The sequence below is a fragment of the Exiguobacterium sp. Helios genome (assembly GCF_014524545.1).
In the GTDB taxonomy this organism is placed as follows: domain Bacteria; phylum Bacillota; class Bacilli; order Exiguobacteriales; family Exiguobacteriaceae; genus Exiguobacterium_A.
The window spans coordinates 1,329,293-1,342,866 of sequence record NZ_CP053557.1 but is presented as its reverse complement, the minus strand read 5'-3'; the positions used below and the strand labels follow the sequence as shown (position 1 = coordinate 1,342,866).

Sequence of the window (13,574 nt, the reverse complement as noted above, 5' to 3'; positions counted from 1 at the left end):
ACCTCCTTCATAGTGGGGATACGCCCCCTATTCTTGCTCTAATACCCGAAAAAGGCAATTAAAAAATCACTCCAAGAAGTCTTGGAGTGATTTTTATCGAATCTTTTTTTCTTATGAAGCTTTTGTTCCCGTACCAGAAGTCATTTCTTTTTTCGCAACTTCTTGATCGACGAGCGGTTTTTTCAAGATCGAGAGGATAGCAGCTCCGACAAGTGATCCGATTAAGATGGCACCTGCGTAGCTGAGAACGGCCATCCATGTGCCTGATGGTCCGTCAAGTAATGGGAAGACGAACACACCGCCGTGTGGTGCCGGAAGCAACACACCGAAGACGATTGTCAATGCACCGGCGATTGCTGAACCGATGACGCTTGCCGGGATGACACGAAGTGGATCGGCTGCTGCGAATGGAATCGCACCTTCTGTGACGAATGACGCACCCATTGCGTAAGCAGCGATACCCGCTTCGCGTTCTTGCGGTGTAAATTTCTTACGTGCGAACAATGTGGAAGAGAAAGCGACGAGAAGCGGTGGAACCATACCACCTGCCATGACGGCTGCCATGACTTCCGTGTTTCCTGCTGTTAAAGCGGCTGTTCCGAAGACGTAGGCCGTTTTGTTGATTGGACCACCCATATCGATTGCCATCATTGCTGCGACGAGCATACCGAGCAGGATGGCGTTACCGCCACTTAGACCGTTGAGTGAATCTGTTAACCATGTCATGAAAGCAGCGATTGGCTCGTTGATGACAAGCAACATGATCATACCTGTGATGAATGAACCGAACAGCGGGTAAAGCAAGACCGGTTTGATCCCTTCAAGAGCTTTCGGAAGACCTTGCAAGACTTTGATCAGTAAGAGAACAACATAACCGGCAAGGAAACCGGCGATCAATCCACCGAGGAATCCGGCATTCCCTTGGCTTGCGAGGAAACCGGCAATCAAACCTGGTGCAAGACCCGGTTTATCGGCGATCGACATCGCGATGAATCCGGCAAGAATCGGAATCAGGAGACCAAAGGCTGCTTTACCGATCGACATCAATTGAGCGGCAAATTCGTTGTATGATGGATCTTCCGGGTTCGCTGAGTTGATGCCCCAGAAGAAGCTGATTGCGATTAAGAGTCCGCCGGCAACGACGAGTGGCAACATGGCGGAAACCCCGCTCATCAGGTGTTTGTAGAAACCGCCGCGGGCTGGTTTCGAGCTATCGCTTGATCCACTGCCTTTATACACCGGTGCATCCTGTTTAACGGCACGGTCAATCAGTTCTTTTGGTTTCCGGATTCCCTGAGCGACCGGAACTTCAACAACGTGTTTCCCGTTGAAACGATCCATCTCGACAGCTTTATCCGCAGCGACGATGATTGCTGTCGCTTCTTGAATATCTTGACTTGTCAGACCGTTTTTCACGCCGGTCGAACCGTTTGTCTCGACTTTGATGCGGACACCCATTTCTTCCGCTTTTTGACGGAGAGCATCTGCTGCCATATACGTATGGGCGATACCGGTCGGACACGCTGTGACGGCAAGAATGTATGGTGCGTCCTGTGCGACGTTTGGCGATGAGACGTCGACCGGACCTTCTTCTTCCCGTTCTTTTGCTTCGATCGCAGCGATGACTTCATCTTCCGAACGGGCGGAAAGAATCGTATCACGGAACTTCATGTCCATCAGGTAGACAGAAAGTTTTGATAATGTTTCAAGGTGCGCGTTGTCGGCATTTTCGCCGGCAGCAATCATGAAGAACAAGCGGCTTGGTTGTCCGTCGAGTGCTTCGTAATCGATTCCTGTCGAACGTCCAAAAGCGATGGCCGGTGATTTGACGGCTGCCGTCTTCGCATGCGGAATCGCGATTCCTTCACCGAGTCCGGTCGTACTTTGTGCTTCCCGGGCCAGGATGGCTTCGCGGTAAGCCGAGCGGTCATTTAATTTCCCGGCACGATCGAGTACATCCACCAATTCATCGATGACAGCTGCTTTATTCGACGAACGTAAATCGAGTTGGATCGTATCACGGGTTAACAGATCTGTAATTTTCATGAGTTTGTCACTCCTTTTAGGATTGAATGAGTTCAACGACTTGGACATCGGTCAATAAACGGTCAATATCTTCTTTTGTACATAAACCAAATGAGTAAGCGGACGCACTGCCTGTCGTGACCGCATAGCGAAAAGCTTCTTCCGGCAATCGCCCGAGGGCGTAACTGGCGACGAATCCTGCGACGAGTGAATCTCCGGCACCGACTGAATTAATCAGCTTACCGGCCGGTGTGTTCGCCGTGTAGGCCCCTTGCTTGTTGACAAGTAACGCTCCGTCACCTGCAAAAGAGATGATGACATTTTCCGCACCGCGTTCAACGAGTTGTTGCGCATACGGGACAGCCATTTCTTTTGACGTGATGTCGACATCAAAAATTTCACCGAGTTCATGATGGTTCGGCTTGATCATGAACGGACCGAGCGGTAAGACTTCAAGCATGGCTTCCTTCGTCGTATCGACAGCGAATTTCACACCTCGTTCCGTCAGAACTTGCGCAATCTTCCGGTATAAATCCTGCGGCAGACTGCTTGGAATGCTGCCGGCGAAGACGACGATGTCACCCGGCTGCATCGTTTCGAACGCTGCCAGTAACTCCTGCAATTCTTCATCCTTGATTTGAGGACCTGCCGCATTAAGTTCCGATTCCTGATCGGCACGGATCTTAACGTTGATCCGCGTTTCATCGGCAATCGGTGTGAAGGCTGTCAAGACGCCTTGTTTTTCCAGTTCGTCACGAATGAACTGTCCCGTACTGCCACCTAAAAATCCAAGAGCTTCCGTCTCGACGTCGTAATTTCTTAAGACCAATGAGACATTGATTCCTTTACCGCCTGCTACTTTTTCCGCTTTTTCCACACGATTGACTTGTCCGGCCTCAAATACGGGCAACGTGACGTAATAATCGATTGATGGGTTGAGTGTCAGTGTATAAATCATTTCGCGTTCACCACCTCTGTATATTGACTGTATTTCGCTTCCTGTTCACTGGATGTCATCGTGATAATCGTTGCCGCCCGCAGTGACGCGACCCGGCTGAAACTGATGTCATCCAGTTTCGTCTCATCGACTAATACATAAGACTTTTTCGCTAACTCAATCGCGGTCTTCTTAACGAGTGCCTCTTCCGGATCTGGTGTCGTGAAACCTTGAGTCGGATGAACACCGTTCATCCCAAGGAAAGCGACATCAAAATGGTAAATCAACATTCCTTCACGCGCATTGTAACCAACAAGTGCTTGGGTCGAATGCTTGAGTTGCCCTCCGACGACGAACGTCGGGATACGGTGATAGAGTAACGTGTTCGCTAGAGGAAGACTGTTCGTCACGACTGTAATCGCCTTTTGTTCGAGATAAGGGACGATGGCTAGTGTCGTCGTTCCTGCATCGAGATACACGTACATTCCGTCTTCGATCAGGTCGGCCGCTGCTTTTGCGATCCGGTCCTTCTCTTCGACGAAACGGTCACTTTTCTCGAAATAACTCGGTTCATCAATCTGCATATGGTTGGCGGTTGCCCCGCCGTGAACCCGCCGTAAGTGACCAGCCGATTCAAGTTGTGATAAGTCGCGGCGAATCGTTGATTCACTGGCTCCCGTCTGATCAACAATGGTTTGCATTTTGACGACTTCTTCCCGGGCGAGCAGCTCGAGAATCAGTTGATGGCGTTTTTTCGTTAACATGAGTTTCCCTCCACATCCTTAATATAAAGCGTTTACATTCAAAAATCAATCAAAAACATTCACTTTTTTATGTTTTTCGTTAAAAAACCTTCAAAATATGACTTTATTCGACAATAACATCTTGTTATACGTCTATTATACATCAAAAACGGTCATAATATGACCGTTTACGCAAAAAAACCGCTCATTCTCTGAGCGGTTTTAAACAAGACGGTCATCAAGTATTCACTTTTAGGCTTTGACGTGATTTTGCAGATGACCGATTCCTTCAATCGAAACATCCACGACGTCCCCATCCTGAAGATACGTCGGCGGCTTCATCCCGTGTCCAACGCCGGCCGGTGTTCCTGTTGCAATGATATCCCCTGCTTCAAGGGTCATCCCGCGGGAAACTTCCGTTAAAATCGTCACGACATCCCGGAGCATCAGCTTCGTCGAACCCGATTGCCGCAGTTGACCGTTGACGCGCGTCTCAACCATTACATCGGCCGGATCAAAACTGTCTTCCGTCACGATGACCGGCCCGAACGGACAAAAACCGTCGAGTGATTTACCGCGGAAAAATTGAACATGCTCTTTTTGCAGATCACGTGCCGTCACATCATTGACGATACTGTAGCCGAAGACATGATCCAATGCATTTTCCGGTGTCAGGTCACGACCGGTTGTCCCGATGATGATTGCGAGCTCTCCTTCATAGTCGAGTTGCTGTGTCAGATCAGCATGCCGTTCGATTGCCTCAAACGGACCGACGATGGAACTCGGTGCTTTCGTAAATAAAACGAACTTCCCGGCACCTGCCGTATCCATCTCCTTGATATGATCGGCATAGTTCTTCCCGACACAAATCACATTACGAGGCGGTATGTACGGTGCGAGTAACCGGATCTCATGGTTCAGCCGCGGTGCGACATCCAAATCAAGATCCATCTCGAAGCCCCGTGCGATGACTTCAAGCAACGAATCCGTATAGACCTGCGCTGTCACGTCATACCGGTAACCTGCTTCCTCGATCCCAATCCGTGACTCTCCTTCTTGCTCAAACCGAAACCATTTCATGACTATTCCCCCTTTTTTTCCAGTATACCGAAAAGTCTCTCCAATCGTCTGCTTTCACGAAAAAAGAACCATCCGAAATACGTCTCGGACGGTTCCTCTTCAGGCGATGCGACGGGCTAACCGGTCAACAAGCGCCTGTGATTCTTCATTTAAGGAAACCAAGTCGACTGACACACCTGCCGCCTGATATTTCAAGACGACCGTTTCAATCGCCTCCGTTGCCGAATCATCAAACAGATGGGCTTGCGTAAAATCAAGCGTAATCTGTTCGAAGTCGCGATCTGCCGGCAAATCGAATTGTCCGACGAACGCCGTCGTCGACGCAAAGAAGATCGGTCCGTTGATCCGGTAGACGACGTTTTTCTCTTCGGCATGTCGTTTCACATCAATCCGCGAAATTTTCGACGCGAACAGAATCGCGGCGAGCAGAATCCCGACCAGCACACCCATCGACAAATCATGTGTCAGGACGGTCACGAGGACCGTCGCCAGCATGACGGCAGAGTCACTTTTCGGAGAATTTTTCAGCATTTTAAAGGATCCCCAGTCAAATGTCGCATAGGACACGAAGAACATGACACCAACGAGTGCCCCCATCGGAATCGTCATCAGTAAATCATTCATCGTCACCATCAACAGCATCAGGAAAGCCCCTGCCGTAAACGTCGACAATCGGCCCCGTCCGCCTGACGTGACATTGATGACCGATTGACCGATCATTGCACAGCCCGGCATACCGCCAAAGAATCCGGCCACGATGTTGGCGATTCCTTGTCCGCGTGACTCGGTCGCTTTATTCGATATCGTATCAGTCATCTCATCGACAATCCGCGCCGTCAACAACGATTCAATCAGACCGACGAATGCGAGTGACAAGGCATACGGGAAGATGATTTGCAGTGTCTCAAGCGAAAACGGAACATTCGGCAGGAAGAAACTTGGGAGTGAAGCTGAAATTTGTCCCATGTCGCCGATGACGCGGGTATCCAGCGAAAAGGCAACCGTCAGGATCGTCATGATTGTAATCGCGACGAGCGGTGCCGGAATCACTTTCGTAAACCGCGGGAAAATCAGGATGATGGCGAGAGATGCCGCGACCATCGCATACATGATCCAGTTCTGTCCTTCAAACTGCGGCAATTGTGCCGAAAAAATTAAGATCGCCAAGGCATTGACGAATCCGACCATGACGGCGCGGGGAATAAAACGCAATAACTTGGCGACACCGGCGACGCCTAAAAGAATCTGGAAGATTCCGGCGAGAATTCCTGCTGCCAGTAAATAATCCACACCATGATCTTTGACGAGTTGGACGACGACAAGTGCCATCGCACCGGTCGCTGCCGAGATCATCCCCGGGCGGCCGCCGGCAATCGAGATGATGATGGCAATGATGACGGACGCATATAAGCCGACCATCGGGTTGACGCCGGCAATCAAAGAAAACGCGATGGCTTCCGGAACCAGTGCCAAGGCAACCACGATTCCGGATAACAAATCCGCCTTCGGTTGCAGGACCCATTCTTTTCTCCATTGTGATAACATCTAATTCCTCATTTCTTGGTTTGAACATATTTTTTCATTATAAGACGTTTCACCTGAAGCGATAAGCCCTTATTGTAACAGTGTCCGGATCCGGACGATTTCGTCGACCATGTCCTGATAACGGACCATGATTTCCTGACCGGTGAAGATCGGATCTTCCTGCAACGTTTCGAGTGCCCGCTTCAACAGATGGATCTTCGGTTTTTTCCGTTCCAGTAATTCTTCATAAATGAAATCGAGCACTTCATCATGCGCTTCTTTTGATTCGTCTGAAATCGCGGACAGCGTGATCAGCCGCTTCATATGGGCATTCGTCTTTTCGAATAAATCTTTCCGGATGACGACCTCATCTTGCGGACGATCGAGCCAGACCGATAAAAACCGCGGCGGAATCAATTGTTCTTCCGTCCGGCTGACATCTTCGACGAGATGGGTCAACCGGTTAAAGACATACCGGACGACCCGTTCCGGTTGCGTGTTTGGTTCCGATTGCCGGAAGAAGTACATCGCATACTGTAACATTCCGGTATAGATGACAGCTAAATCGAGCAGATACGGTGTTTTCGCTTCCCCGAATAAATCACGCAGACGATGGTACGTCCATTCGATTTCAAGCAACCGGTTATTTTCCATGAATGCTTTTAATTCTTTTTCATTAGAAGCAATCGCTTCTTCAAACAACGTATACAGTTTATATTTCTGCATCAATTCGAGGTAACAGTTCCCTTGCCGGATAAACGTTTCATAATCCGAGACGTCACGGCCGACTAAAATTTCTTTGCGGGCATTACGCATCTTTTCGAAAACCGTATTGAAGACATCAATGAACAATTCATTTTTTGATGAAAAGTAATTATAGAACGTTCCTTTGGAGACGACACTTTGATCGAGTATGTCCTGGATCGAAGTCGACTGGTAACCTTTTTCGACGAACAGTTGGTAGGCAGCATCAAGGAGCTGTTTCTTTTTCGGGTTCATAACATTATCCTTTTCTTTAAATGATCTGTTTTTCAAAAACCACTCATTTACTTTAGTGTATAAAGCAAATAATTTGTAATGTTTTGCTTGAGACGGTAAGATAGCTAAGTTGTAGAATCAGTGTATAACAAACTAGACTTACTGTACAAAAGGAGCATAACGAAATGCAATCAACGAAGCAATCATCTCGTCTTTATTTAATTTTAGCGGTCTTGATGGCCGGCGCCTTCGTCGCTGTCCTGAACTCGACGCTGTTAAATATCGCTTTACCATCCATCATGAAATCATTCAACATTGAAGCAAGCACCGCTCAATGGCTGACAACGGGTTACATGCTCGTCAACGGAATCATGATTCCGACGTCCGCCTTTCTCGTTCAAAAGTTTTCGACACGCCAATTGTTCTTAACGGCAATGGGATTGTTCTCGATCGGCACAATCGTCGCCGGTCAAGCCGATCTGTTTCCGGTCCTGCTTGGTTCGCGGATGTTGCAAGCATCCGGTTCCGCCATCATGATGCCGCTTCTCATGAACGTTCTGTTAAACGGCTTCCCGATTGAGAAACGTGGACAAGCGATGGGCATCTTCGGTCTTGTCATCACGTTTGCTCCCGCCATTGGCCCGACGTTGTCCGGCTGGGTGCTTGAACATTACGAATGGCGGATGCTGTTCCATATCGTTACACCGATTTCCCTGCTGGTCCTCGTCATCGGATTCTTCTTATTAAAGAAAGAAGTCGTCACGAGTACACTGCGTCTTGAAAAACTTTCACTGGTCTTATCAAGCTTCGGCTTCGGCGGATTACTGTACGGTTTCAGTTCAGCCGGGTCTGCCGGTTGGGGATCTTGGACCGTCATCGGTGCTCTCGCCATTGGTGTGATCAGTCTCGCTTCGTTCATTATACGCCAATTCCGGCTCGATGAACCGATGCTTGAGTTCCGAATCTTTAAATACCCGATGTTCGCTCTATCGCAAGGCATTTCAATGGTCTTGAACATGTCGATGTTCTCCGCCATGATCCTGATGCCGATTTACGTCCAGACGATTCGCGGTATTTCACCGTTCCATTCCGGTCTCTTGATGTTGCCGGGTGCACTCGTCATGGCATTCATGTCACCAATTACCGGTCGTCTGTTTGACCGCTTTGGTGCCCGGGTCCTTGCCATGATCGGTCTGTCTTTGACCGTCCTGACAACTTTCTTCTTCAGTCGTCTGACGGCGGATACAGCGTATTCGTTCCTCGTCATCATGTACACATTACGCTTCCTCGGGATCTCAATGGTCATGATGCCGGTTATGACAAACGGATTGAACCATATCCCGCAACATTTGACACCGCACGGAACGGCACTTAACAATACGTTGTCGCAAGTATCCGGTGCGATCGGTTCAGGACTGCTCGTTACGGTCATGACATCACGGACCGCTGACTATGCCAAAGAACTGACGGCAAATGCAACGCCCGGGACGAATCCGCAAACGATCATCACACAATCGATGGTCGAAGGCATCAATGATACGTTCTTCATCGCCACGTTGCTCGCCTTACTGGCTTTAGGATTATCGTTCTTCATTAAGAAACGGAAAGTCGAGCAAGACGTCGTTCACATTGATGAAGCACGTGAAAAGAAATATGCTTAAACCTCAAACAGGTCGTTTCCTCTCTATCATGAGAAGAAACGACCTGTTTTTTATCCTAGAAAAGTCTGAAGCTGTTCCCTCGTCAAGATACGTTGATTCGTACTGCCACGAATCGACAGGGAAGAATCATGAAGGGTTTTGATATACCGCCCGTCAACTAAACCATCAATCTGTGACAGAATCTGTCGGGCTTGCGTATCTTCCAGCAACTGTTCAATCCGGTAACCGGTAAACAGATAGATGTCGCAGCCGGCTAACGCGTGAACCAGTTCTGCCAGGGCAGTACGTTGCAAAAACGGTTCCCCGCCGGAAATCGTAATCCGGCGTGAACCGATGCCTTCAATCTGTTCCAGGACTTGGCGAACCGTGTAGTCTGCGCCGCCATCCATCGCCCAAGACTCCGGATTATGGCACCCCGCACACTGGTGGGGACAACCGGCAAAAAAGATTACCGTCCGGAGGCCGGGTCCGTCGACGACGGAATCAGCGAGAATGTGGAGTAGTCGCATGTTTCACCCGATCCCGTTCTTCCGCACGCTTCGCAGGATTCCACCGGTCCATCGTTCCGACCAGGTATCCGGTAATCCGGCGAATCCGTTCAATCTCTGTTCCGCCGCACACCGGACAGGAGGTTTCAATCGTCTGCTCCGTCCGGCACGTCAGACAGCGGTCAATCGGATGATTGATCGACCCGTATCCGATACCGGCTTCTGCCATCAGGCGGACGATGTCTTCGATTGCTTTTGGATTTTCCGCGAGAGCCCCGTCCGTCTCGACATACGTGATATGTCCACCGTTGCATAAGGCATGAAATGGTGCTTCCAAACGAATTTTTTCACGGATGGTCACCGTCGTATCGACCGGCAGATGAAATGAGTTCGTATAATACGGTTTATCGGTCACACGTTCCATTACACCAAATCGCTCGGCATCCGCGGCCGTGAATTTTCCGGATAGTCCTTCCGCCGGTGTTGCGAGCAGAGAAAAATTCAGTCCGGTTTTTTCCCCGTACTGATCGACAACCGTCCGCATCAATCGAATCAAGGCTTGACCGATTTCGTGGGCAAGTTTCGACTCCCCGTGATGTTGCCCCGTCAGGACGATCAACGCTTCCGCCAAACCGATGAACCCGACGGATAACGTTCCTTGCCGTAAGACCGGTTCGACCCGGTCTGATTCAGCCAGCGTCTGTCCGTCCCGCCAGATATGCCGATATAAAAAGGTAAATTCGTCTGCCGTCCGGTTGGCTTGGTAATGATAGCGTTCCAGTAATTGTTCGCAAATCACTGCCGTATAAGCGGAGACCGCTTCAAACATCCGATCGAGACTCTGCGTCATCAAGGCAAGGCGTACAAGATTCAGACTCGTAAATGACAGATTTCCCCGTCCGACGACAGAAGCTCGACCTTGCCGGTTCTCAAGCACACGTGTCCGGCACCCCATGTAGGCCACTTCTTCGTCCGGTGTACCAGTCGATTGGTTAAACGGCGCATCGAGAAAAGCAAAGTTCGGAAACAGACGTTTCCCGGTCACTTCCGTCGCCAGTTGAAACAAATCATAGTTCGGGTCCTCCGACTGAAAATTGACTCCTGTTTTAACCTTAAAAATCTGGATCGGAAAAATCGGCGTCTCCCCTTTTCCAAGTCCTGCCCGAGTGGCTTCAAGCAGTGCCCGAATCAACAGCCGGCCGAACGTTGAGGTATCTGTTCCGTAATTGATGGAAATGAACGGCACTTGGCCGCCACCGCGTGAATGCATCGAATTCGTATTATGAATAAACGCTTCACATGCTTGATAGGTCATCTCATATGTTTCAGACATCGCATAGGCCCGCTTGCGTCGATTTGACCATTTCGGAACCAGTTCCCGGATTTTCTTCAGTTGCCGCTGAAAGGTTTTTTCGACAAACGGAGCCAGATCATAATCAAACATCGGATAGGACTGTCCGCCGTGTTGCATATTTTGATTCGCCTGCATGATGATGGCAGCGAGTGCCAGGGCCGACCGGATATCCTGTGCCGGACGGATCGATCCGTGGGTCATCGTAAAACCGTCCGTTAACAATCGCCCGAGCGGCAGTTGAACACAGGTCGTCGTCCCGGTCACATAATAGTCGGCATCGTGGACATAGATGATATTTTCAACAAGTGCCTGTTTCGCTTCTGCTGATAACAACATGTCCTGCATCATCTGTTTTGCCGCGACACCGGCAAGACGGTTCAGCTTTCCGAGCGGCGATTTCCCATCGACATTCGCATTTTCCTGCATCTCATCCGTTGACGGATCCTGAACGATTTGTTCATATAACGTCTGTATGTCCATCTTCATCTCTCCCTAAATCGTGTGGTTTCTATCTGTATCCCCACTATAGCGAGAGCTTTCCAAGACCGACAATCCCTGCATATCTGAAACGATTTGCAAGGAAAACAGCCGTTTCGTCACCAAATGTTTTCAGAAAATCGCATGGAATTTGCTCTCATCCACTTTTCTTCTATCCTCTCCCGGTATGAGAAACCTCACTGTTCACGAAAAACAGGACAGGATACGCGGATGATTCTTTTCCGCACTTCCTGTCCTATTTGATTTAATTCATTTCAATCAATGTATCGGAGACACTTGGTAACAACACCTTAAACACGGTACCTTCCCCTAAAATGGATTCGACATCAATATTGCCGTCATGTGCCCGGACAATTTCTTTACAGATCGAGAGACCTAAGCCCGTTCCGCCGATTTTACGGCTGTCGGAATTGTCGACCCGGTAAAACTTGCTGAACAGATGTGGCATCGCACTGCTTGGAATCCCTAATCCAAAGTCACGGACACTTAACTCAATCTGATTGTGGTGATGCGTCAGCGAGATGACGACATCGCCGCCGTCCGGTGAATATTTGATTGCATTATGAAGTAAATTACCGAGCAGTTGTTTCATGCTGTTTTTATCCGCATGAATCAAAAACTCATGGTTCTCATCGACATCCAGCTGCAGACGATGTTGTTCGGTTGACGCCTGATAAAAACGTGTCTGTTCCCGGACCGTATCAATCAGATCAAACACTTCTTTATCGTAGGACTGTTTCCCGGACTCCATCCGTTGAACATTTAAGAAATCGCTGACAAGATCCGTCAATCGTTTCGATTCATCATGAATCGTCTGCAGGTAGCGTTTGTTCCGTTCCGGATCCAACTTCCGTTTCAGCATCAGTTCCGTGAACCCGTAAATGGAAGAGAGCGGTGTCCGCAGTTCATGTGAGACGGTCGAGACAAGTTCCGACTTCATCCGGTCAACTTCCGTTTCCGCCGTCACGTCCCGGAACACAAGAATCGTTCCTTTCGCTTGTTCACTAAGCATGATTTCTTCCGCGTAGACCTGAATGAAGTATTCCCCTTGATCAATCGATAACGAAAACATCCCTTCCGGAATCTGACCCGATAAGACTTCTTCAAAATACGCTTCAAATGCCTCTTTTTGATCGACCTGCTCAAACATCGTCTCCGGCCGTACTTCGAGGAATGTCATCGAATCGTTGTCTTCTTCGATCTGTAACGATTCGAAGATATCAAATAACGCCTGATTTCCAAGAATCGTTTTTTCGTCATGTTTGATATAGAGGATGGCTTCCCGGACTGAATTCAGCAGTTGGGCTGTCTCTTTTCGTTCGTATTCCATTTGTTCATACAGTGACATCCGCATCAAGGAAATTGCAATCTGTTTCGAAAACGATTCCAGTTCATTCAATTCTTTTATGTTAAAGGATTGATCGAACCGTGCCAGATAGAGACAGGCAATCAGTTCATCTTTCGCCTGATCCATGACGGGGATGACGGCTTCATAAATGTAATACGGGAAACCAATCAAACTGTCATTGGCGACTTTTTTCGAAGAATTGGCACGTTCTTTCGAAATCATGACCCGTTTGAGCAGTAACGATTCGGTTTTCAGGCTCTCCTGCTGTTCTTCCGTCATTTCTTTTGGGACGACGGATGAGATCACATTGTTTTTAATCAATAACAGGGCTCCAAACTCGGTTTTCGTCAAACGGACAATCGTACTGATGACCGATGAATAATCAAACAAACTTTCCTTCGAAGCAAGTGTTTCAATCAGTTCATTGCGGTCCTGCAGATGCAGTTCGTTCGAACGTGTGACTTCGAGTGCCTGTTCCAGTTCCGTTTGTTTACTTTTAAGGGCTTCTTGATTCTGTTCCATCAACTGATTTTTTCGTGACAGCTCCGTGTGTTGCGAGGAGATTGAACGGGCCATCCGATAAAAGGATTCCGTCAGCTGTCCGACTTCGTTCTCCACCAGTACATCGTGTTCGAGCGAAATTGATTTTCCTTCCGCGAGTCGCTGACTTTTGATATTCAGTTCATGTAACTGCATCGTCAGCCGGCCAATCAACGGTCGGACGATGAATAATAAGCATAAAAGAAAAATCAATAAGTTCAAAAACCAGAACCACTGGGTTTGTTGCAGTTGAGCAAGTACTTGTTCCTTCGTCTGACCAGCCGAATTGTCGATATAAAGATAACTGGCGACAGATGTGAGTACACTCCAGGCAAACACGCTGTAAAATACCGCCATCAGCTGTCTCCCTAGTTTTTCAGTCATCCATTGTTTCATAT

At 48.7% G+C, this 13,574-nt stretch carries 10 protein-coding genes; 1 reads left to right on the top strand and 9 read right to left on the bottom strand.

Features of this window, described 5'->3' with window-relative positions; translation table 11 throughout:
* Window positions 1–111 precede the first annotated feature (111 nt).
* The 6 genes from HNY42_RS06850 to HNY42_RS06825 form a co-directional block, all read right to left on the bottom strand.
* Window positions 112–2,046, bottom strand: coding sequence for a PTS fructose transporter subunit IIABC (locus HNY42_RS06850; RefSeq protein WP_131503003.1), 1,935 nt, complete (start codon window positions 2,044–2,046; stop codon window positions 112–114).
* A gap of 16 nt (window positions 2,047–2,062) precedes the next feature.
* Window positions 2,063–2,983: a 1-phosphofructokinase gene (pfkB, locus tag HNY42_RS06845; protein ID WP_188005306.1), complete on the bottom strand. Its 921-nt coding sequence runs from the start codon at window positions 2,981–2,983 to the stop codon at window positions 2,063–2,065.
* On the bottom strand, window positions 2,980–3,726 hold the full coding sequence (locus HNY42_RS06840) for a DeoR/GlpR family DNA-binding transcription regulator (RefSeq protein ID WP_012369959.1): 747 nt from the start codon (window positions 3,724–3,726) through the stop codon (window positions 2,980–2,982). The genes pfkB and HNY42_RS06840 overlap by 4 nt, the downstream gene beginning before the upstream one ends.
* 231 nt (window positions 3,727–3,957) lie before the next feature.
* Window positions 3,958–4,785, bottom strand: a complete 828-nt coding sequence (locus tag HNY42_RS06835) for a fumarylacetoacetate hydrolase family protein (protein ID WP_188005305.1) — start codon at window positions 4,783–4,785, stop codon at window positions 3,958–3,960.
* Window positions 4,786–4,884: 99 nt separating this feature from the next.
* A complete protein-coding gene (locus HNY42_RS06830; protein WP_188005304.1) occupies window positions 4,885–6,330 on the bottom strand; it encodes a SulP family inorganic anion transporter in 1,446 nt (481 codons plus the stop codon).
* A 69-nt stretch (window positions 6,331–6,399) separates the two neighbouring features.
* Entirely contained in the window at window positions 6,400–7,308 is a 909-nt protein-coding gene (locus tag HNY42_RS06825) for a TetR/AcrR family transcriptional regulator (protein WP_114596216.1), read from the bottom strand.
* A 164-nt stretch (window positions 7,309–7,472) separates the two neighbouring features.
* On the opposite strand from HNY42_RS06825, the gene HNY42_RS06820 reads away from it, so the two are divergent.
* Complete coding sequence (locus tag HNY42_RS06820) at window positions 7,473–8,948, top strand: DHA2 family efflux MFS transporter permease subunit (protein WP_131973120.1); 1,476 nt, start codon at window positions 7,473–7,475, stop codon at window positions 8,946–8,948.
* A 50-nt stretch (window positions 8,949–8,998) separates the two neighbouring features.
* Here the strand turns inward: HNY42_RS06820 and nrdG are convergent, their stop codons facing one another.
* The 3 genes from nrdG to HNY42_RS06805 all read right to left on the bottom strand — a co-directional run bounded on the left by nrdG (window position 8,999) and on the right by HNY42_RS06805 (window position 13,572).
* Window positions 8,999–9,457, bottom strand: coding sequence for an anaerobic ribonucleoside-triphosphate reductase activating protein (gene nrdG / locus HNY42_RS06815; RefSeq protein ID WP_188005303.1), 459 nt, complete (start codon window positions 9,455–9,457; stop codon window positions 8,999–9,001).
* The gene (locus HNY42_RS06810) at window positions 9,432–11,270 is read right to left on the bottom strand and encodes an anaerobic ribonucleoside triphosphate reductase (protein WP_131503008.1); all 1,839 of its coding nucleotides are present in this window, start codon (window positions 11,268–11,270) and stop codon (window positions 9,432–9,434) included. The genes nrdG and HNY42_RS06810 overlap by 26 nt, the downstream gene beginning before the upstream one ends.
* 262 nt (window positions 11,271–11,532) lie before the next feature.
* Entirely contained in the window at window positions 11,533–13,572 is a 2,040-nt protein-coding gene (locus HNY42_RS06805; protein ID WP_131503009.1) for an ATP-binding protein, read from the bottom strand.
* Window positions 13,573–13,574: the final 2 nt, after the last annotated feature.

Coding starts and splice junctions, on each gene's coding strand:
- HNY42_RS06820 (WP_131973120.1), top strand. CDS start 7,473: ATGCAATCAACGAAGCAATCATCTCGTCTTTATTTAATTTTAGCGGTC.
- HNY42_RS06830 (WP_188005304.1), bottom strand. CDS start 6,330: ATGTTATCACAATGGAGAAAAGAATGGGTCCTGCAACCGAAGGCGGAT.
- HNY42_RS06810 (WP_131503008.1), bottom strand. CDS start 11,270: ATGGACATACAGACGTTATATGAACAAATCGTTCAGGATCCGTCAACG.
- HNY42_RS06825 (WP_114596216.1), bottom strand. CDS start 7,308: ATGAACCCGAAAAAGAAACAGCTCCTTGATGCTGCCTACCAACTGTTC.
- nrdG (WP_188005303.1), bottom strand. CDS start 9,457: ATGCGACTACTCCACATTCTCGCTGATTCCGTCGTCGACGGACCCGGC.
- pfkB (WP_188005306.1), bottom strand. CDS start 2,983: ATGATTTATACACTGACACTCAACCCATCAATCGATTATTACGTCACG.
- HNY42_RS06835 (WP_188005305.1), bottom strand. CDS start 4,785: ATGAAATGGTTTCGGTTTGAGCAAGAAGGAGAGTCACGGATTGGGATC.
- HNY42_RS06840 (WP_012369959.1), bottom strand. CDS start 3,726: ATGTTAACGAAAAAACGCCATCAACTGATTCTCGAGCTGCTCGCCCGG.
- HNY42_RS06850 (WP_131503003.1), bottom strand. CDS start 2,046: ATGAAAATTACAGATCTGTTAACCCGTGATACGATCCAACTCGATTTA.
- HNY42_RS06805 (WP_131503009.1), bottom strand. CDS start 13,572: ATGAAACAATGGATGACTGAAAAACTAGGGAGACAGCTGATGGCGGTA.